Source organism: Erythrobacter colymbi, from assembly GCF_002155685.1.
GTDB classification, from domain to species: Bacteria; Pseudomonadota; Alphaproteobacteria; order Sphingomonadales; family Sphingomonadaceae; genus Erythrobacter; species Erythrobacter colymbi.
The window spans coordinates 85433-103967 of record NZ_MUYK01000005.1 but is presented as its reverse complement, the minus strand read 5'-3'; the positions used below and the strand labels follow the sequence as shown (position 1 = coordinate 103967).

The 18535-nt window shown below is 67.5% G+C and carries 22 protein-coding genes; 14 read left to right on the top strand and 8 right to left on the bottom strand.

From position 1 onward, the window contains the following. Positions 1–8: 8 nt before the first annotated feature. The 3 genes from BZF57_RS12330 to BZF57_RS12320 all read right to left on the bottom strand — a co-directional run bounded on the left by BZF57_RS12330 (position 9) and on the right by BZF57_RS12320 (position 1749). Positions 9–386 (bottom strand): Spx/MgsR family RNA polymerase-binding regulatory protein, encoded by a 378-nt coding sequence (locus tag BZF57_RS12330; RefSeq protein WP_240505966.1) that lies wholly within the window; start codon positions 384–386, stop codon positions 9–11. A gap of 111 nt (positions 387–497) precedes the next feature. Then, the gene (ruvC, locus tag BZF57_RS12325; protein ID WP_086738310.1) at positions 498–971 is read right to left on the bottom strand and encodes a crossover junction endodeoxyribonuclease RuvC; all 474 of its coding nucleotides are present in this window, start codon (positions 969–971) and stop codon (positions 498–500) included. A gap of 34 nt (positions 972–1005) precedes the next feature. After that, positions 1006–1749, bottom strand: a complete 744-nt coding sequence (locus BZF57_RS12320) for a YebC/PmpR family DNA-binding transcriptional regulator (RefSeq protein ID WP_086738307.1) — start codon at positions 1747–1749, stop codon at positions 1006–1008. An 89-nt stretch (positions 1750–1838) separates the two neighbouring features. On the opposite strand from BZF57_RS12320, the gene BZF57_RS12315 reads away from it, so the two are divergent. Beyond that, positions 1839–2543, top strand: coding sequence for a CPBP family glutamic-type intramembrane protease (locus tag BZF57_RS12315; protein ID WP_086738304.1), 705 nt, complete (start codon positions 1839–1841; stop codon positions 2541–2543). A gap of 4 nt (positions 2544–2547) precedes the next feature. Here the strand turns inward: BZF57_RS12315 and BZF57_RS12310 are convergent, their stop codons facing one another. Together BZF57_RS12310 and BZF57_RS12305 are read right to left on the bottom strand one after the other, a co-directional pair. Beyond that, complete coding sequence (locus tag BZF57_RS12310) at positions 2548–2895, bottom strand: heavy metal-binding domain-containing protein (protein WP_086738301.1); 348 nt, start codon at positions 2893–2895, stop codon at positions 2548–2550. Between the two features lie 76 nt (positions 2896–2971). After that, complete coding sequence (locus BZF57_RS12305) at positions 2972–3217, bottom strand: DUF2312 domain-containing protein (RefSeq protein WP_086738299.1); 246 nt, start codon at positions 3215–3217, stop codon at positions 2972–2974. A gap of 160 nt (positions 3218–3377) precedes the next feature. On the opposite strand from BZF57_RS12305, the gene BZF57_RS12300 reads away from it, so the two are divergent. Further along, positions 3378–4124 carry a GIN domain-containing protein gene (locus tag BZF57_RS12300; RefSeq protein ID WP_086738296.1) on the top strand — a complete coding sequence of 249 codons (747 nt, stop codon included), beginning with the start codon at positions 3378–3380 and terminating at the stop codon, positions 4122–4124. A 4-nt stretch (positions 4125–4128) separates the two neighbouring features. Here BZF57_RS12300 and BZF57_RS12295 read toward each other — a convergent pair whose 3' ends face one another. Next, positions 4129–4446: a DUF1244 domain-containing protein gene (locus BZF57_RS12295; protein WP_086738293.1), complete on the bottom strand. Its 318-nt coding sequence runs from the start codon at positions 4444–4446 to the stop codon at positions 4129–4131. A gap of 65 nt (positions 4447–4511) precedes the next feature. On the opposite strand from BZF57_RS12295, the gene pyk reads away from it, so the two are divergent. Beyond that, positions 4512–5984: a pyruvate kinase gene (gene pyk / locus BZF57_RS12290; RefSeq protein ID WP_086738290.1), complete on the top strand. Its 1473-nt coding sequence runs from the start codon at positions 4512–4514 to the stop codon at positions 5982–5984. Between the two features lie 12 nt (positions 5985–5996). Here pyk and BZF57_RS12285 read toward each other — a convergent pair whose 3' ends face one another. Beyond that, complete coding sequence (locus tag BZF57_RS12285) at positions 5997–7610, bottom strand: ShlB/FhaC/HecB family hemolysin secretion/activation protein (protein ID WP_143738490.1); 1614 nt, start codon at positions 7608–7610, stop codon at positions 5997–5999. Positions 7611–7787: 177 nt separating this feature from the next. On the opposite strand from BZF57_RS12285, the gene BZF57_RS12280 reads away from it, so the two are divergent. From BZF57_RS12280 to BZF57_RS12255, 6 genes are all read left to right on the top strand, one after another. After that, positions 7788–9371, top strand: coding sequence for a FecR domain-containing protein (locus BZF57_RS12280; protein WP_086738284.1), 1584 nt, complete (start codon positions 7788–7790; stop codon positions 9369–9371). An 18-nt stretch (positions 9372–9389) separates the two neighbouring features. Then, positions 9390–11747, top strand: coding sequence for an EAL domain-containing protein (locus tag BZF57_RS12275; RefSeq protein ID WP_086738282.1), 2358 nt, complete (start codon positions 9390–9392; stop codon positions 11745–11747). A gap of 88 nt (positions 11748–11835) precedes the next feature. After that, a complete protein-coding gene (locus BZF57_RS12270; protein ID WP_086738594.1) occupies positions 11836–12135 on the top strand; it encodes an I78 family peptidase inhibitor in 300 nt (99 codons plus the stop codon). Continuing rightward, positions 12132–12521 carry a RidA family protein gene (locus tag BZF57_RS12265; protein ID WP_086738278.1) on the top strand — a complete coding sequence of 130 codons (390 nt, stop codon included), beginning with the start codon at positions 12132–12134 and terminating at the stop codon, positions 12519–12521. Before BZF57_RS12270 ends, BZF57_RS12265 begins: the two co-directional genes overlap by 4 nt. Beyond that, positions 12521–13117, top strand: coding sequence for a DUF1214 domain-containing protein (locus BZF57_RS12260; protein ID WP_086738274.1), 597 nt, complete (start codon positions 12521–12523; stop codon positions 13115–13117). The genes BZF57_RS12265 and BZF57_RS12260 overlap by 1 nt, the downstream gene beginning before the upstream one ends. Next, positions 13117–13638, top strand: coding sequence for a DUF1254 domain-containing protein (locus tag BZF57_RS12255; protein ID WP_162291003.1), 522 nt, complete (start codon positions 13117–13119; stop codon positions 13636–13638). The genes BZF57_RS12260 and BZF57_RS12255 overlap by 1 nt, the downstream gene beginning before the upstream one ends. Here the strand turns inward: BZF57_RS12255 and BZF57_RS12250 are convergent. Continuing rightward, entirely contained in the window at positions 13628–13999 is a 372-nt protein-coding gene (locus BZF57_RS12250) for a hypothetical protein (RefSeq protein ID WP_086738266.1), read from the bottom strand. The two genes, BZF57_RS12255 and BZF57_RS12250, sit on opposite strands and share 11 nt — an antisense overlap. Positions 14000–14125: 126 nt before the next feature. Between BZF57_RS12250 and BZF57_RS12245 the strand changes: the two genes are divergently transcribed. From BZF57_RS12245 to mmsB, 5 genes are all read left to right on the top strand, one after another. Then, positions 14126–15271 (top strand): acyl-CoA dehydrogenase family protein, encoded by a 1146-nt coding sequence (locus BZF57_RS12245; RefSeq protein WP_086738261.1) that lies wholly within the window; start codon positions 14126–14128, stop codon positions 15269–15271. Beyond that, entirely contained in the window at positions 15268–15666 is a 399-nt protein-coding gene (locus tag BZF57_RS12240; RefSeq protein WP_240505965.1) for a VOC family protein, read from the top strand. The genes BZF57_RS12245 and BZF57_RS12240 overlap by 4 nt, the downstream gene beginning before the upstream one ends. Further along, positions 15663–16721 carry an enoyl-CoA hydratase/isomerase family protein gene (locus BZF57_RS12235; RefSeq protein ID WP_086738258.1) on the top strand — a complete coding sequence of 353 codons (1059 nt, stop codon included), beginning with the start codon at positions 15663–15665 and terminating at the stop codon, positions 16719–16721. The genes BZF57_RS12240 and BZF57_RS12235 overlap by 4 nt, the downstream gene beginning before the upstream one ends. Positions 16722–16840: 119 nt before the next feature. Next, entirely contained in the window at positions 16841–17638 is a 798-nt protein-coding gene (locus tag BZF57_RS12230; RefSeq protein ID WP_086738254.1) for an enoyl-CoA hydratase-related protein, read from the top strand. Positions 17639–17666: 28 nt separating this feature from the next. Continuing rightward, a complete protein-coding gene (gene mmsB, locus BZF57_RS12225) occupies positions 17667–18533 on the top strand; it encodes a 3-hydroxyisobutyrate dehydrogenase (protein ID WP_086738250.1) in 867 nt (288 codons plus the stop codon). Positions 18534–18535 lie beyond the last annotated feature (2 nt).

Here is an 18535-nt window from a genome sequence, read left to right as displayed (position 1 = left end):
GGTGCGCGTCAGCCGAGGGCTGCGGCCCATTCCTCCGGCTTGAAGCCGACGAGAATGCCGCCCGCGTGTTCGGCGATCGGCCGCTTGATGACCGAGGGGTTGGCGGCGAGCAGGGCAGGGGCGGTGGCGGCATCTGCGGCGCGGGCCTTGTCGTCCTCGGACAGCGCGCGGAAGGTCGTGCCCTTGCGGTTCACCACCACATCGAGGCCCGCGGCGGCGATCCATCCCGCGATGCGCTCGGGATCTGCGCCCTCCTTCTTGTAGTCGTGGAAGGTGTAGTCCTTGCCCTGACCATCCAGCCACACCCGCGCCTTCTTGACCGTGTCGCAATTGGGGATGCCGTAGAGGTGGATCACGTTCAGAAATTCCTCGTCATTGCGAGCCACCGCAGGCGGCGCGGCAATCCATGGTCTGACATTGCTGCGAAGCGCAATCCGAGAGGTCAGTCCATGGATTGCTTCGTCGCTAGCGCTCCTCGCAATGACGAGGGGGTGTGGTCAAGAGCGGGGCGAAAGATGCGCGTCGGCAATCGCCACCGCGAGCGCGTCGGCCGCGTCGCTGCCGGCAATCTGCACGCCGGGGAGCAGCACCTTGACCATCGCGGCGACCTGCACCTTTTCCGCCCCGCCGGTGCCCGTGACGGCCTTCTTGACCAGCCGTGCGGCGTGTTCGTTGACGGCGAGCCCCGCCATCCCGCAGGCCGCCAGCACGCAGCCGCGCGCCTGGGCGAGCTTGAGGGTTGATTGCGGGTTCTTGTTGACGAAGATCTCCTCCGCCGCCGCGCGGGTCGGGCGGTGAGCGGCGATGACCTCGGCCAGCCCCGCCTGAAGCGCCGCGAGCCTTTCGGGTAGGGGGGCGGCGGGGTCGGTCTTCACCTGACCGTTGGCAATGTGGCTGATCCGCGCCCCCTCGGCCCGGATCACGCCCCAGCCGGTCGAGGACAGCGAGGGATCAAGGCCGAGGATCAGCATACCTCCCCCTCGCGCTTGCGGGAGGGGAGTTTGATCACCCCAGCTTCTCCATCACCTCGTCGGAGATTTCGTAATTGCCCCAGACGGTCTGGACGTCGTCGTCGTCTTCGAGCGTGTCGATCAGCTTCATCAGGGTGGCGGCGGTCGCCTCGTCGGCTTCCACGGTCAGCACGGGCTTCCACGCCAGCTTCACGTTGTCCGCCGGGCCGAGCACCTTTTCGAGCTCGCCCGCAACGCCGTGCAGCGCATCGGCGGCGGTCCAGATGGTGTGGCCGTCTTCCGAGCTTTCGACATCATCCGCGCCCGCCTCGATCGCGGCTTCGAGTACCTTTTCCTCGTCACCCGCGGCGGCCGAGTATTCGATCAGACCGCGCCGCTCGAAACCGTGGCTCACCGAGCCTTCGCTGCCGAGGTTGCCGCCGTTCTTGCTGAAGGCGGTGCGCACGTTGGTGGCGGTGCGGTTGCGGTTGTCCGTCAGCGCCTCGACGATCAGCGCGACGCCGCCCGGGCCATAGCCCTCGTAGCGCATCTCGATATAGTCCTCGCCGCCGGCCTGCGAGGCCTTGTCGATCGCGCGCTGGATGTTGTCCTTGGGCATCGACTGCGCCTTGGCGGCGTTGACCGCGAGGCGCAGGCGCGGGTTCATTTCGGGATCGGGCATGCCCATCTTGGCCGCCACGGTGATCTCGCGCGAGAGCTTGGAGAACATCGCGGCGCGTTTCTTGTCCTGCGCACCCTTGCGGTGCATGATGTTCTTGAACTTGGAATGGCCTGCCATTGGACGACTTCACCGGAAATGTTGGAAATGGTGGCGCGGCCCTTACTCCGTCAGATGCGGGCGATGCAAGCGGGGGCGTGGGTCGCGGCATGACGCTGCGCGAACGGCTGGCCGATGTGGCGCGGTTTGTGGTGCGACCGACCTATGCCCCGCGGTCGATGGCGTGGGGGCCGGCATTCAGGGCCGCACTGGCAACGATGATCGTGCTTAACCTGTTGGGCGTACTCCTGCCCGCCAGACTGCTCGAACTCGTCCTCGGCCCGAGCGGAATGCTTCCCGAATCGCTACCGGAACCGGACCTCGGCCCGCGGCAGGTGTTTGAATACCTTCTGCTCGCCCCCCTGATCGAGGAGCCGCTGCATCGCGGCTGGCTGATCGGGCGCAGGGCTGCGCTCCGCTTCGCAGCCTTCGGCTGTGCGGCGCTGTCTCTGTTCCTCGTGGGCTATGCCGTGGGCACCGACGGCGGGCGCCTGATCGCCCTTCTCGGCGTAGCGACGGCGTTTGTCGGTCTCGTCCACTGGGGTTTGACGCGGCATCGCGACACGGTCGTGCCCGCGTGGTTCATCGCGCACTTCCGCTGGATGGTCTGGGGATCGGCCGTGATCTTCGGGTTGATCCACCTCGGGCGCTTCACCGCGCTCACTGGCCCGCTGGGGGTGCTTGTCGTGGCGCCGCTGATGGTCGGCGGGATGCTGCTCGCCTACACCCGCACCCGCCTCGGGCTGCGCGCAGCCATCGTGCAGCACGCCGCCTACAACTCGGCGCTGGTCGTGGCTATTTGGGCGTTTGCGTGAGGTCTCAGACCCGCACCGCCGTCCCGCTGGCGCTCACCATCAGCATCGAGCCGTTGGGGCCGATCACCTCGTAATCGAGGTCGATCCCGACCACGGCATTGCCGCCGAGCGCTGCGGCTTCGGCCTGCAATTCCTGGATCGCCTGGTTGCGTGCGTCGGCAAGGATGCGCTCATACGAGCCCGAGCGCCCGCCGACGATGTCGCGGATGTTGGCGAACAGATCGCGGAACAGGTTCGCGCCGACGATCACCTCGCCGGTGACGATGCCGCAATATTCCTGGATCGGCCGGCCCTCGAGGGTCGGGGTGGTGCTGACGATGACGCCGCGCGCGTCTTTCCAGGGGGATGCCATTGCCGTGTCTCCTCTCAAAGCTGTCTTACCGGGATAACACAGGGCGGAGAAAGTTCAATGACATCCCGCGCGGCGATCACGCCATGCCGAGCGCGGCCTTGTAGGTTTCGAGCAGCATGTCCTGCTCGCTGCGGTCGTCGGGCTTCATCTTCCGCAGGCGCACGATCTGGCGCATGATCTTGGGATCATAGCCCACCGCCTTGGCTTCCATGTAGACGTCGCGGATGTCGTCGGCGATGCCCTTCTTCTCTTCCTCGAGGCGTTCGATGCGCTCGATCAGCAGGCGCAGGCGGTCGTCGGCGGCGGTGGCGTTGTCGCTCATGGGGGTCTCCGGTCGTGCGAGAATCAGTTGCGTGTTCGGATAGAAGCTGTCCGGCCTATGGGGAAGGGTGACTTCGAAACATCCCCCAGTTGCATTCAATCCTTCGGAATTCCCTTAGGTTCTGATAGCTTAGACGAGAATCAGAAGGGAGCGGGCAAACATGCGGATCATGCTTCGGGCTGTCACAGCTGCGGTAACGTTCGCCTTTTTTGCTGCCGGATGGGCGGTTGGAGTGCAGGCGCAGGGGGATCGCAACCCGTCACCCTATGAGGCTCGCAGGGAAGAGTTCACCGGCGTTCGCAAGATCAAGGTGGTGGGCGCGATCAAGGTTTTCGTCATGTCCGCCCCGGTCGAGACTAGCGCCGTCACCCTCGCCGGTCCGCCTGAGCTGCTTGCCGATGCCCGGACCAAAGTGGAAGACGGCGTGCTGACCATCGGCTTTCGCGAAGGTGCAGACTGGAGCTGGAATCCTGGCTCGGGCTTGCAGGTGGTCGTTTCGCTTCCGGCGCTCGAGGGCATAGAAACCGATGGGCCGGCGCAGGTGGAGATCGTGAATGCCGCTACGAGCGTTCCGGCGTTTGCAGCGGTGGTGAACGGCGCGGGCAAGATCACGGTCTCCGACATCAAGGCGCAAAACGTGGACGTGGCGATTGGCGGCTCGGGTTCGGTCCAGATCGGCGGAACGGCTGAAGTCGTCGCTTTTGCACTCGGCGGAGCAGGCTCGATCGACGCCAAGCGGCTGCGTGCCGCCAGCGGGGCGATCTCGGTCGGCGGCCCGGGGTCGGTCTTCGCCGATATCTCGGGCGCGGCCGACATCAATGTCGGCGGGCCCGGCACGGTCGAAGTGGTGGGCGGCGCAACCTGCACGACCCGCGCGCCGCGGCCCTCGCAGGTCGAATGCCGCTGATCGCCTAGTCGCCCAAGGCCCTGTTCTTCGCCACGCTCGCTTCCATGCGGGCGAGCTGTTCCTCGGTCGCGGGGGTCTGGCGGGTGGCTTTCCACTCGGCGCTCGGCATTCCGTGGATCAGCTCGCGCGCGGCTTCCTTGTCGCCATCGTAGCCCGCATCGCGGATCCAATCGGCGAGGCAGTTGCGGCAGAAGCCCGCGAGCCCCATCAGGTCGATGTTCTGCGCATCGTGGCGGTGGCGCAAGTGGCGGACGAGGCGGCGGAAGGCGGCTGCGGCCTGTGCGTCGTCCAGCGCATCGAGCGGATCGGCATTGCTATTCATCGCGGCTTTTCCTTGAGTTGAAATCCGCCTGTGCCATAGGCGATCCTCAAGAGGGATAGCCAATAATGTCACGACGCGACCAGTCACGGATCGGCCCGCGCGGCCGCAAGGTCAAGATTCTCGCCACCATCGGCCCCGCGAGCCGCTCGCCCGAAATGCTCGAGCGGCTGGTGCGCGCCGGCGCCGATGCCTTCCGCCTCAACATGAGCCACGGCGCCCATGCCGATCACGAGCCGGTGATCGCCGCGATCCGCGCGCTGGAAAAGCAGATCGCGCGGCCCATCGCGATCCTCGCCGACCTTCAGGGGCCCAAGCTGCGCGTCGGCACCTTCCGGGACGGGCAGGCGGTGATCCGCCATTCGGGCCACTTCGTGCTCGACCGCGACGAGACCCCGGGCGACGAGAACCGCGTGTGCCTGCCGCATCCCGAGCTGTTCGGGATCATGGAGCGCGGGCAGCGCCTGCTGATCAACGACGGCAAGATCCGGCTGAAGGTGCTCGAGGCGGACGACAGCCGCATCCTGTGCTCCGCCGAAGTCGGCGGGGTGATCTCGGACCGCAAGGGCGTCAACGTGCCCGATGCCGAGGTTCCGATCCCCGCGCTGACCGAAAAGGACCGCCGCGACCTGGCCTTCGCCACCGAGCACGGGGCGGACTGGATCGCGCTCTCCTTCGTGCAGCGGCCCGAAGATATTGCCGAGGCGCGCAAGCTCATCGGCACCCACGGCACTGCGATCTGCGCCAAGATCGAGAAGCCCAAGGCGGTCGACCGGCTCGACGGGATCATCGAGCTCGCTGATGGCATCATGGTCGCGCGCGGGGATCTGGGCGTGGAGCTCGAGCCTTACGAGGTGCCGCCGCTCCAGAAGAAGATCGTCAACATGGCACGCCGCGCGGGCAAGCCGGTCATCGTGGCGACGCAGATGCTCGAAAGCATGATCGAGGCGCCCACGCCGACCCGCGCGGAAGTCTCCGACGTCGCCAATGCGGTCTATGACGGGGCGGACGCGGTGATGCTCTCGGCCGAGAGCGCGGCGGGCGCATGGCCCGAGGAATCGGTCGCGATGATGGACAGCATCGCGGTGCAGGTGGAGCGCGACGAGGGCTACAAGGCACGCGTGCGCTTCCTCGAAACGCCGCCCGATGCGACCACCTCGGACGCGCTGGCGCATGCCTGCATGACCATTGCCGATACCGTGCCGATCAGCGCCATCACGGTATTCACCACCAGCGGTTCGACCGCGCGGCGGGTGGCGCGCGAGCGGCCGGCGACCCCGGTGCTGGTGCTCACCCCCTCGACCCGCACCGCACGCCGCATGGGGCTCCTCTGGGGCGCGCACGCGGTGGCGACCAAGGACATCGGCAGCTTCGAGGAGATGATCGGCAAGGGCAAGCGCATGGCGCTGCGCCACAAGTTCGCCAGCGCGGGCGCCAAGCTGATCGTGCTCGCCGGGGTGCCCTTCGGAACCCCGGGCGCGACCAACCTGCTCCACGTGGTGAGCGTGACCGGCGACGAGCTCGACAAGCACGGGGGCTGAGGCCCCGCCGCTTCAGAACGACTGGCTGACCCTCACGTTGATGCGCGGGGTGTTGTCGCCCGTGTCGTAGCGGTCTTCGGTAAGGGGCACGGCGACCTCGAAATCGAGGCCCATATTGCGGGTGATGTCGGCGCGCAGGCCTCCGCCGCTCGACGCCAGCGTGCCGCCGCCAAGGCCGCCTTGCAGGTTCGATACCGTCCCGCCATCGGCGAAGGCATAGAGCTGCACGTTGCGCACCGCGCCCAGCGCCTTGGGCCAGTCGTAGCGCAGCTCGGCCAGCCCCGCGACGCCCTCGTCCCCCACGCGCTGCGCGAAATCATAGCCGCGCAGGAAGCCGGTGCCGCCCAGCGCGAAGCTTTCGCCGATCAGCAGCGGCGCGGTGGAGAGCTGGCCGATGGTGGCGAGCGACACGCTTACCCGCGGGGCGATCCCGCGTCGCCAGTTGAGCCACCAGTACAAGGTAGTGAAATCGGGCTGCGTGTCCCAGCGCGAGGCGAGCGGGTCGCTGTTCCCGGTCGCGCCGAGCACCGGAAGCCCCTGGCTCACCGTCGCGCGGCCCTGCAGGGTCCCCCCGGCGAGCGGTCCGTATCCATAGAAGCCCAGCCGCGCGAGCGCGATGCGGTCGGCGCGCACGAGGGTGCCGAGGCTGTCCTGCTTCAGGTCCTGCAATTCGGCGCTCGCCTCCAGCCACAGGCTGCGCGTCTGCGTGCGCATCAGCGGGTGGCGCAGGCGGATGCCGCCCTGCCATGCCTCGCCGGTGAGATTGCGGGCCGCGAGATAGGCACCCGGCTCGGTGCGCGAATAGGTGCCAAAAGCCCCGACGCTGGTGCCGGCATCGTTGATGATGACGCTGTAGCGCGCGCTGAAGAACGCCAGTTCCTCCGGATCCAGCGGAGTGGCCGAGAAGCTGAGATCGATCCGGTCGCGCGGCGAGATCAGCCCGTTGGAATCGAAATCGATCCGCGCGCGCACCGGTCCCAGCGGCTTGGTGCCGTCGGTCGCGACAAGCACGCTGCCGCCCACGTCGCTGCGGCCGGCATCGACCACCAGGATGCGTCTGGCCCCCTGGCGTTCGAACCGGGTGCCGCGAATCCACACGCCGGGCAGATCGTCGGCGAGCAGCACCTCGCGCTGCAGGGCTTCGAGCGTGACGGGGCGATCGCCGACCAGTCGTTCGAGCTGGCGGCGGATGGCGGGATCGTCCGACCCCTCGATCCGCACCGCGTCGATCCGTCCTTCGTCGATCCGCACCCGCAGCATGCCACCGACCAGCGTCTGTTCGGGAATCCATGCTGTGGCGAGAACATAGCCCCGGCTACGCGCACGGGCGGCGATCGCATCGGCGAGGCGGCCGAGGTCGGCTCGGCTCAGGGGGCGGCCGGCAAAGGGTTCGACCACCTGCGCGAAATCGGCCTGCCGCAAGACTGTCAGCCCGTCGATCACGATCGCGCCGACATCCATGATCGGCGCGCCTTCATCGGCCAGCGGAGTGTCGAGCACCGGCAGCACCTCGATCCGGATCTGCTGCTGGACGGGCAGGCCCTGCTCGTCGCGCGCCGCCTGCGAGGCCGGGTTCGTGCGGTCGAGCGCGTCCTGTGCCGTCAGCGGAATCGCCGACAGCAGCACGAAAGCGCTGGCGCAAAGATTAACCGGCCGCAGGATCAATCAACTCCCCCGAGGATGAATCGAGCGCACTTGCTACGACACAAAGGTTAATCAATTCCGCCGGAAACTCCTTGTTAACCATGCCCTTAAACGGGATTGCCGCAGGTCGCAGGCTAAGGGGCAAGCACGGAGAATCCTATGCGCACCATCTATCGCCTCCTCTTGCCCATGCTGTTGCTGCTGTTCAGCGGCGCACCTGCGCTTGCCCAGAACGGGGCTTGGATCGTGAGCGAATCCAAAGGCGTGGTGACGGTGATCGACACGGCCGGCCAGCGGCCCGCCAAGGTCGGGACCCAGCTGGCCGCGGGCGCCGCGATCCGCACCGGGGCGGGGGCTTCGGCGGTGCTGGTGCGCGGGCGCGAGTTCGTGACGATGCGCCAGAACGCGCAGATTCGCATCGTTCCCGTCCAGCGCGAGCGCGGGATCATCCAGATCCTGCAGGATTATGGCAGCGCGCTGTTCAACATCGACAAGCAGCCCAATCCCCATTTCGGAGTGGAAACGCCCTATCTCGCGGCCGTCGTGAAGGGCACGACCTTCGTCATCACGGTGAGCGACGAGGGTGCGAGCCTTCAGGTCACGGAGGGCGCGGTCGAGACCTCGACGCTGGATCGCGGCGCGGTCGAACTGATCCGCCCCGGCAGCGTGGCGATGATCGCGGCCTCCGATCCGCTGCGGATGGTGGTCGACGGCGAGAGCCGTCATGTGGTCGATTCGCCCGCGCGCAGTGCGGGAGGCGGCGCAGCGGTGCAGCCGGCTTCGGCAGCGAATGGCCCGGCCTCGCAGGGCCCGGCAACGCCGGTGCGGATCGAGGAGGCGATCGTCAGCACTCCGCGCGATCTCGGCGAGGTGTCGAACGGCTTTGTCTCGGGCGAAGTGGCCGTGCTCGCCGCGGTGGTGGTCTCGGAGAACGCGACCCGCGGCAATGGCAATGGCAATGGTAATGGCAATGGCAATGGCAGTGGGACAGGCGCTGGCTCCGGCGGAAATGGCACGGGATCGGATTCTGGCGAAGCGGGCGCAGGTGGCGGTTCGGCTGGCGGCGCAGGGGCTAACGGCTCCAACGGCAACGGCGCAGGCTCCGGAGACGCTGGCGGTGCCGGCGCGGGCAACGATGCCGGGGCTGGCAATGGCAACGGAAATGGCAATGGTGGTGCCGGAGCGGGCAACGATACCGGCAACGGCAATGGCAACGGCAACGGCGCTGGTGCTAACGGAGCCAATGGCAATGGCGCTGGGGGTGCCGGTGGGGCCGGTAACGGGGCAGGTAACGATCCCGGTGCGGGCGCCGGAGGTGCCAACGGTGCGGGCGCTAACGGAGCCAACGGCAACGGCAACGGCAACGGCAACGGTAATGGCGGCGCCGGAGGTGCCGGTGCGGGCAACGATCCCGGCGCTGGCGCCGGGGGTGCCAATGGGGCGGGCGCCAATGGGGCCAACGGCAACGGCAACGGCAACGGTAACGGTAACGGCAATGGCGCCGGTGGTGCAGGGGGCGGCGGAGCCGGTGCGGGCAATGATGCCGGAGCCGGAAACGGCGGAGCCAATGGTGCGGGCGGCGCTGGCGGCTCCGGCGGGAATGGCAACAGCAATGGTGCCGGCGGCGGCGGTGACAATGGCGGCGGGGCTCCGGGCGCCGGCGGTGGTGGCCGCGGGCGTCTCCTGCTTCCCTTCGAACCGGGCGTGGACCTCGCGTTCCGCCCGGCGTCCGGCTGGCGCTGATCGGCACCCGGCCGCCTCATGAAATTCCCGCGCCTCTTTCTGGTCCGTGCCTTCGCATCGCTGCGGACGGATAGCTGGCGCACCAACCTGCTGATGATCAGCGCCCTGACGATGGTCATCCTCGCAGGGGCGGTGACAGGCGCTTTCCGCACCACCGAAAACCGCTTCAGCGAACTCAGCTTCGCGCTGTTCAGCCATGAGGCCAGTGGCCAGGTCCACGTGGTGGAGATGGACGCCGCCAGCATGGCCGCGATCCGCCGCTGGCCCTGGCCGCGCGAGCACTACGCCAAGGTCGTGCGGGAACTCGATGCCGCCGGCGTGCGCTCGATCAGCTTCGACGTCGATTTCTCGAGCAGCTCCGATCCGGCGGGCGAGCGCGAATTTGCCGACGCCATTGCCGCGGCGCGCGCGACCGTCGCCTTGCCGACTTTCGCCCAGGCCGCCGCCTTCGGCGACCGGCGCCGGCTCGATTCCCTCCCCGTCCCGGTCCTGCGCGAACACGCGCAGCTTGCCTCGGTCTCGGTCGAGCCCGACAAGGACGGCTATGTGCGGCGGGTGCCGTTCGGCACCGTCACCAGCGCCACCGCGCGCCCTTCGCTCTCGGCCTTCGTCGCGGGACAATCGGGCATGGCCGACGAGCAATTCCTCGTCGATTACGGGATCGATCCGGAGTCCATCCCGCGCCACAGCTTCATCACGATCGAGGAAGGGATGTTCGCGCCGGGCAGCTTGCAAGGCAAGGACGTGATCATCGGCGCGACCGCGGTCGAGCTGGGCGATCGCTATGCCGTGCCAAGCTATGGCGTGATCCCCGGGGTGATCATTCAGGCACTTGCCGCCGAAACGCTGCGGCGGGGCGTGCCGACCGACGGCCACTGGTGGGGGCCGCTCGCACTGGCTGCGATGATGGGCCTGTCCGTCCTCATGGCGCCCCGCCGACGCGTCGTGCTGGTGCGCACCGCGACCGCCGCGGCCTTTGTTCTCGCCGGCTGGATCGCCGCACGGCTGGTGAGCGAAGTCTGGTTCGAGATCGTGCCCGCGCTGGCGATGGTCATGTCCGCAGGCCTCATCCGCTACATCATCCTGACGCAGCGCCGCGCCGCCGCCGCCCGCCAGATCGATCCCGAAAGCGGCCTGCCCAACCGCTTCGGCTTGCAGGCCCGCGTGGCGCAGGCATCGGACCGCTTCCTCGTCGCCGCGCAGATCGACGATTTCGATGCGATCAAGCTGACCGTCGATGCCGATAACCTCGGCACCCTGCTGCGCCGGATCGCCGAGCGCCTTCAGGTCGCGAGCGGCGGCGCAGTGATCTATCGCAGCGAGGATCGCACGCTGGCGTGGATCTCGCCTTTGCCGATCGACGAGCTCGAGAGTCAGCTCGTCGGCTTGCGCGCGCTGATGCGTAGTCCGTTCGAGATCGGCGGACGCCGGCTCGGCGTGTCGCTCACCTTCGGGGTGGCGGATTGCGACATGCTCGATCCCGCCGGCCATGCGGCGCACGCGGCCAGCCTCGCCAAGCGCGCGGGCAAGCTTTGGCGGCTCCATACCGAGGAAGCGGGCGAGGCGATCAGCCTCGAACTCTCGCTGCTTGGCGAGCTCGACGAGGCGCTGCGCAGCCGCAACATCGCGGTGCTCTACCAGCCCAAGCTCAACCTCGTGACCCGCCGGATCGACGCGGTGGAGGCGCTGGTGCGCTGGAACCACCCCGAACGCGGGCTGCTGCCGCCCGATTGCTTCATTCCCCTGTTCGAGGAGCGCGGACGGCTCGACGAGGTGACGCTCGCGGTGCTGGCGCAGGCGCTGGCCGATGCGCAGGGCTGGCAGGCGCGCGGGTTGCGGATCGGGGTTGCGGTCAACATTTCGGCTGCGCTGCTGACCTCGGAAACCTTCGAGGCGCGGGCGCTCGCGCTCGTCGCCCGCTCGGGTCTTCCGCAAGGACAGGTCACCTTCGAAGTGACCGAAAGCGCACAGTTCGAGGATACCGACGTGGCCATCGCCACGCTCAACCGGTTCCGCGCGGCGGGCATCCGCATTTCGATGGACGATTACGGCACCGGCCAGTCGGCCCTCAACTATCTCAAGCTGCTGCCCCTTTCGGAGCTGAAAATCGACCGGATGTTCGTCGCCCAGGCCCATGCCGACAAGGGCGATGCGATGCTGGTGCGATCGACCGTGCAGCTGGCCCACGAGCTGGGGCTGAAAGTGGTGGCCGAGGGAATAGAGGAGGGGGCCTGCCTCGAATTCCTCGCCCAGATCGGCTGCGATTATGCGCAAGGTTACTTCGTCGGCCGCCCGCTTGCGGCAGATGATCTCGCGGGGCTTGCCGCCGCCTCGATGGCCGAAGCGCCGCGCCCCGTGCTGGTCCGCGCTGCCTGATCGGCAGGGGGTGCTTCTCATCCCCGCGCGCGCCTGATAGGCTCCTCCCCAGACGCCGGATCGCGGCGCATGCATGGCGGAGGACGGGATGAAGAACTGGATCATCGTGGCAGCGGCGGCGGCAGGGCTGGCGGGCTGCGCTTCCACGGGTGAGGCACCCGCCCCCGAGGCGGCACCGGCTCCCCCGACCTGCAAGGCCGAGCCTGCGCAGTACCATGTCGGCCATGACGCGACCCAGGCGATGGGCAACGCCATCCTCAAGGACAGCGGCGCGCGCACCCTGCGCTGGGGTCCGCCGGACAGCGCGTGGACGATGGACTACCGCGAGGACCGCGTGAACGTGCGCTATGACGACAAGATGAAGATCACGGGCATCACCTGCGGATGAGCACGCGTACAAAGGCTACATCGGGTTCGCCTTACGAGGCGACCTTCGGCTTTGCCCGCGCGGTGCGCGAGGGCAACCGCATCATCGTAGCCGGCACCGGCCCGGTCGAGCCCGATGGCTCCACCACCCCGGGCGGCGCGGCGGAGCAGGCGGCGCGGTGCTGCGCCATCATCGTCGCCGCGATCGAGGAACTGGGCGGGCGCGCGGCCGATGTCGTGCGCACGCGGATGCTGCTCACCCACCCCGACGATCAGGACGCGGTCGGCGCGGTGCACGCGCGCTTCTTTGCAGAGGCCAAGCCCGCCGCAACCATGGCCGGCGTCGCCTGGCTGTGCCGCCCCGAATGGCGCGTGGAGATCGAGGCCGAGGCGGTGATCCCCGGCTGATGCGGCGGTTTGTTCTCTATCTGCTGGCGGTGATCGGCGGCAGCGCGCTCGGGCTCGGCAGCGCGCTGTGGATGGCGGGGCTGTGGCCGGCCGGGCGCAACATGGCTTTCGGCAATGTCGATGTCGGCGGGTGGCGCAGCGACTTCGCCACCGGCTCCGAGGCCGCCGATCCCTATACCCGCGCGCGTGTCGCAAGGCACGGCTTGCTCGCGCTCGCCAAGACCGAAGCGGTCTACTTCACCCGCGCCACCGACGATGCCGGAGCGCCCTTGCGCGAGGCCTGCACCTACCGCCTTACGGGCGGCGCGATGCCGGCCGGGTGGTGGTCGGTGACGCTCTATGACGGGCAGAGCATGCTCCCCGCCAACAGCGACAATGCGCTCAGCGTCAACGCACAAAGCTTTGGCGACGGGGCATGGACCGCTGTGATCGCACCTTCACGGCCCGCAGGCGGCGAGGCGTGGATTTCGAGCCGCAGCGCGGGCAATTTCGACCTGACGCTCAGGCTCTACATGCCGACCCCCGCCCTGCTGGCGAAGCCCGGTGCAACGCTTGTTCCCCCGCGTGTCGAACGGCTTTCGTGCGAGGGCGGATGATGAAGCGCTGGATTGGCCCGCTCGCGGTCTTCGCCCTGTGCGCCGTGGGCGCGCATATGCTGACGCTGGCGCGGACCCCGTCTTTCATCATGTCCCGCGCGATGGATGCGCTGGAGGACCGCGGGGTTGCGCTCCATGCCTTCACCAACCCGCAGCGGGTCACGCCGACGACGCAACAAGTGGTGCGCTCCTCGCCCGATCTCTACTACGCGCTATGCCGCTTCGACCTGAGCGATCCGGCGACGCAGCTTGCAGTGACGATGGGGGACTGGCCGGACTACCAGTCGCTGTCCTTCTTCGATGCGCAGACCGACAATTTCGCGACGCTGCGTGGGACTGGCAAGGCGGTGACGGTGCGCCTGATGCCGCCGGGCAGCGCGCCCGCGCAAGGCGCCATCGTCAGCCCGAGCGCCAAGGGTGTCGCGCTGATCCGCCGTCTGGCACCGACGGCCGAGCGCTTTGCTGCCGCTGCCGGGGCAGGGAAGGCCGATGCCTGCCACCTCGAACCGCTCAAGCACTGAGCCGCGTCGCCACCAGCGCTATCAGTGCCGGAAGATCGGGAAGGGCGTTCAGCTCCGCCGCGCTGACCAGCACCTCGGGCGGATCGCTCTCGCCACCGAGCAGGATCACCGGCAGCGGCAGATCGCGGCTGTCGAGATCCTCGCGGAACTCGTCGCGGTAGAGGAACAGCACCGGGATCCCCAGCCGGTCGAGGAACGCCCGCCACGCCCCGCGCATGCTCACCGCGCCATAGGTCAGCGCGCAGAGCGAGCAGGGGTAGTTCGCGGGCGAGACCAGCTTGTGCACCGCATCGCGCGCGGCGTTCAGCAGGCCGCCGTCGGCATTGTAGACGATAATGAGAGTGCGCTGCGGTCCGGCCATCACTCTTGTTACGCAGCATCGCGCGCCGGGGATGTGATGCGCATCAAACGCGCCTAGCAAATTTCCGCAGACCTCTTGCGCGCCCCGCTCTTTTCCCGCGCCCGCACACTCGCTAGAGCACCGGCCATGACCGGACAGTTCCAACTCACCGACGATCAGCTCGCCATCCGCGAAATGGCGCAGCGCTTCACCGCCGACAACATCACGCCCTTTGCGGCGGAATGGGACGAGAAGCACATCTTCCCCAAGGACGTGATCAAGCGCAGCGCCGAGCTGGGCTTCGGCGCGATCTATGTCTCCGAGGAATCGGGCGGGATTGGCCTCGGCCGGCTGGAAGCGGCGCTGATCATGGAAGCCATGGCCTATGGCTGCCCCTCGACCAGCGCCTTCATCTCGATCCACAACATGGCCGCCTGGATGATCGACCAGTTCGGCGGCGCGGAGGTCAAGGCGAAGTATCTGCCCGACCTCGTGACGATGGAGAAAATCGCCAGCTACGCCCTGACCGAGCCAGGCAGCGGATCGGACGCGGCGGCTCTGAAGACCAGCGCCCGGCTGGATGGCGACCACTACGTGCTGAACGGCACCAAGCAGTTCATCTCGGGCGGCGGCGTCAACGATGTCTATGTCACAATGGTGCGCACCAGCGATCACAAGTCGAAGGGCATCACTTGCCTCGTGATCGACAAGGACACCCCCGGCGTCAGCTTCGGCGCGCCGGAGAAGAAGCTCGGCTGGAACGCCTCGCCCACCGCGCAGGTGATCTTCGAGGACGCGCGTGTGCCCGTCGCCAACCGCGTCGGAGACGAGGGCGAGGGCTTCCGCTTCGCGATGATGGGTCTCGATGGCGGCCGCCTCAACATCGGCGCCTGCTCGCTCGGCGGGGCGCAGCGCTGCCTCGACGAGGCGATCGCCTACACCAAGGATCGCAAGCAGTTCGATCAGCCGGTCGCCGATTTCCAGAACACCCAGTTCATGCTCGCCGACATGGCGACCGATCTGGAAGCGGCGCGCGCGCTGCTCTATCTCGCGGCAGCCAAGGTGACCGACAACGCGCCCGACAAGTCGCGCTTTTCCGCCATGGCCAAGCGTCTGGCGACCGACAGCGGCTCGAAGATCGTCAACGATGCGCTGCAATTGTTCGGCGGCTATGGCTATCTGCGCGATTACCCCATCGAACGCTTCTGGCGCGACCTCAGAGTGCACTCGATCCTCGAAGGCACCAATCAGGTGATGCGGATGATCGTGGGCCGCGATCTGCTGCGCCAGTGAGCGGCACCCGGCTTGCCCTGACGACATTGGTGGTGCCCGATTACGACGCGGGAATCGCCTTCTGTGTCGATGGACTGGGCCTCGATCTGATCGAGGACAGCGACATGGGCGCGGGCAAGCGCTGGGTGGTGGTCGGCGGGCAAGACGGTGGACGCCTGCTCCTCGCCAGAGCGGCGAACGATGCGCAGACGGCCGCCATCGGCAACCAGACCGGCGGACGGGTGGCGTTTTTCGCCCACACGCAAGATTTCGCAGGGACCCATGCACGTCTCGTCGAAGCTGGCGCGAATTTCCATGAAGAGCCGCGCCGCGAAAGCTATGGGACGGTAGCGGTGTTCAGCGATCCTTTCGGCAACCGCTGGGACCTGATCGAACCGAAAGACACGGGGCAATGACTGAAGACGTTCTGATCCGCACCAATGGCCCGATCGGCCATATCAGCCTGAACCGGCCCAAGGCGATCCACGCCCTCACGCTGCCGATGTGCCACGCGATGAGCGCGGCGCTGACCGAGTGGGCAGCGGACGATGCGATCAAGGCGGTGATTCTCGACCACGCCGAGGGTCGCGGGTTCTGCGCGGGCGGCGACATCGCCTTCCTGCGCGATTCGGCGCTGAACGATGGCGGGGTCTCGGGCCGGAAGTTCTTCCACGACGAGTATCAGCTCAACCACCAGATGTTCACCTACGCCAAGCCCATCGTCGCCTTCATGGATGGCATCACGATGGGCGGGGGCGTCGGCATCTCGCAGCCCGCGAAGTATCGCGTGGCGACCGAGAATACCCGTTTTGCCATGCCCGAGACCGGGATCGGCCTGTTCCCCGATGTCGGCGGCGGCTGGTATCTCTCGCGCCTCGGCCAGCGGCTCGGCCAGTTCCTCGCCCTCACCGGTGCGCGGCTCGACGGGTCGGAGTGCCTGTGGACCGGCCTTGCCACGCACTATGTGCCGCACGAGATGATCGAGGGGCTGAAGGCGCGCATCCACGATCACCCGGACCGGATCGCAGGCGTGCTCAGCGAGCCTGTCGGCACGCCGCCCAAGGCGCGGATCGAAGCCAATGCCGACAAGATCGCCAAGCACTTCGGCTCCGACCGCTACGAGGACATTCTCGCCAGTCTCGAAGCCGCGGCCGAGGCCGGCGACCACTGGGCCGCGACCGAGCGCGACACGCTTGGCACCAAGAGCCCGCAGACCTGCAAGGTGGCGCTACGCCAGCTCGCCGAGAGTGCGCAGCTGTCCGATTTCGCCGACAACATGCGGATGGAATACCGCATCGCGAGCCGCGTGCTGACCCGCCCTGACTTTGCCGAGGGGGTGCGTGCGGTGATCGTCGACAAGACCAACGATCCCAAGTGGAACCCGGCCACGCCCGAGGACGTCACCGACGAGTTGCTCGACGCGATCTTCGCTCCCCTGCCCGAGGGCGAGGAGTGGGCGCCGCTGGCCTGATCACCCCCGGCACCGTCATGCTGAACTCGTTTCGGCATCCATTTTGCCAATGGCGCAGGCGGTGCGGACCGAAGCATGGACCCTGAAACAAGTTCAGGGTGACGAAGGAGAGAAGGCCGATGGCCACCTACGAAACAATTCTCGTCGAAACCGACGCCCGGGGCACCAAAGGCGTCACGCTCATCACCCTCAACCGCCCGCAGGCGCTGAACGCGCTCAACTCGCAGGTGCTCGCCGAGCTGATCGAGGCCTTTGCCGCCTATCAGGCCGACGCCACCCAGCTCTGTGCGATTCTCACCGGCAGCGGCGACAAGGCCTTTGCCGCCGGGGCCGACATCAAGGAAATGAGCGAGAAGCCGGCCGCCGACTTCTACCTCGACGATTTCTTCAGCCCCTGGACGAGCGAGATCGTCAAGAAGACCCGCAAGCCGTGGATCGCGGCGGTCAACGGCTTCGCGCTGGGCGGCGGGTGCGAGCTCGCCATGATGGCGGATTTCATCATCGCCTCGGACAAGGCAAAGTTCGGCCAGCCCGAGATCAAGCTGGGCGTGGCTCCCGGCATGGGCGGCTCGCAGCGCCTTACCCGCGCGATCGGCAAGTCGAAGTCGATGGAAATGTGCCTCACCGGCCGGATGATGAACGCCGAGGAGGCCGAGCGCAGCAACCTCGTTGCCCGCGTGGTGCCGCATGAAGAACTGATTGCCGAAACGCTCAAGACCGCCGCCACCATCGCCGCGATGCCGCCGATGGCGACCATCGCCAACAAGGAGATGGTGAACTCGGCCTTCGAAATGACCTTGGATCAGGGCCTGATTGTCGAGCGCCGGATCTTCCAGATCCTCACGGCGTCCGAAGACAAGGCCGAGGGCATGGCCGCCTTCATCGAGAAGCGCGAAGGGCAGTGGAAGGGGCGGTAAGCCCGACACTGGGGAGGGGAGAAACAGCATGAAAATCGCCTTTATCGGCCTCGGCAACATGGGCGGCGGGATGGCCGCGAACCTTGTGAAGGCACGGCACGCGGTGCAGGCCTTCGACCTCAGCGAAGCCGCGCTCGCCGCCGCGCGCGAGGCGGGGTGCACCACGTTCGCTACCGCCAAGGAAGCCTGCGCGGGTGCCGAGGCGGTGGTCTCGATGCTGCCCAACGGCGCGATCGTGAAGCAGGTCTACTGGGACGACGTGATCGGCCATGCCCCCGAAGGCGCGATTCTGCTCGACTGCTCGACCATCGACGTCGCCACCGCGCGCGAGGTGATCTCGGTCACCGAGCAGCACGGCTACCAGATGGTCGATGCCCCCGTCTCCGGCGGGATCGCGGCGGCGGCAGGCGGCACGCTCACCTTCATGGTCGGCGGCAGCGACGAGGCCTTCGCCCGCGCCCAGCCGATTTTGCAAGCGATGGGCAAGGCGGTGATCCATGCCGGCGCTGCGGGCACCGGACAGGCGGCCAAGATCTGCAACAACATGCTGCTCGCGATCCACATGATCGGCACCTGCGAGGCCTTTGCGATGGCGCAGAAGCTGGGTCTCGATCCCCAGACCTTCTATGACATCTCCAGCGTGTCGTCAGGCCAGTGCTGGTCGATGACGTCCTATTGCCCCGTCCCTGGAGTCGGCCCGGTCACGCCGGCCGACAACGGCTATCAGGGCGGGTTTGCCGCGGGTCTGATGCTCAAGGACCTGAAGCTCGCCATGGAAGCGGCCGAGAGTGCCGGTGCGACCGTGGCTCTGGGCGAGCACGCCCGTGCGATCTACGAGGCCTTCGCCAAGGACAATGCGGGCACCGATTTCTCGGGGATCATCCGCACGCTCTGAGG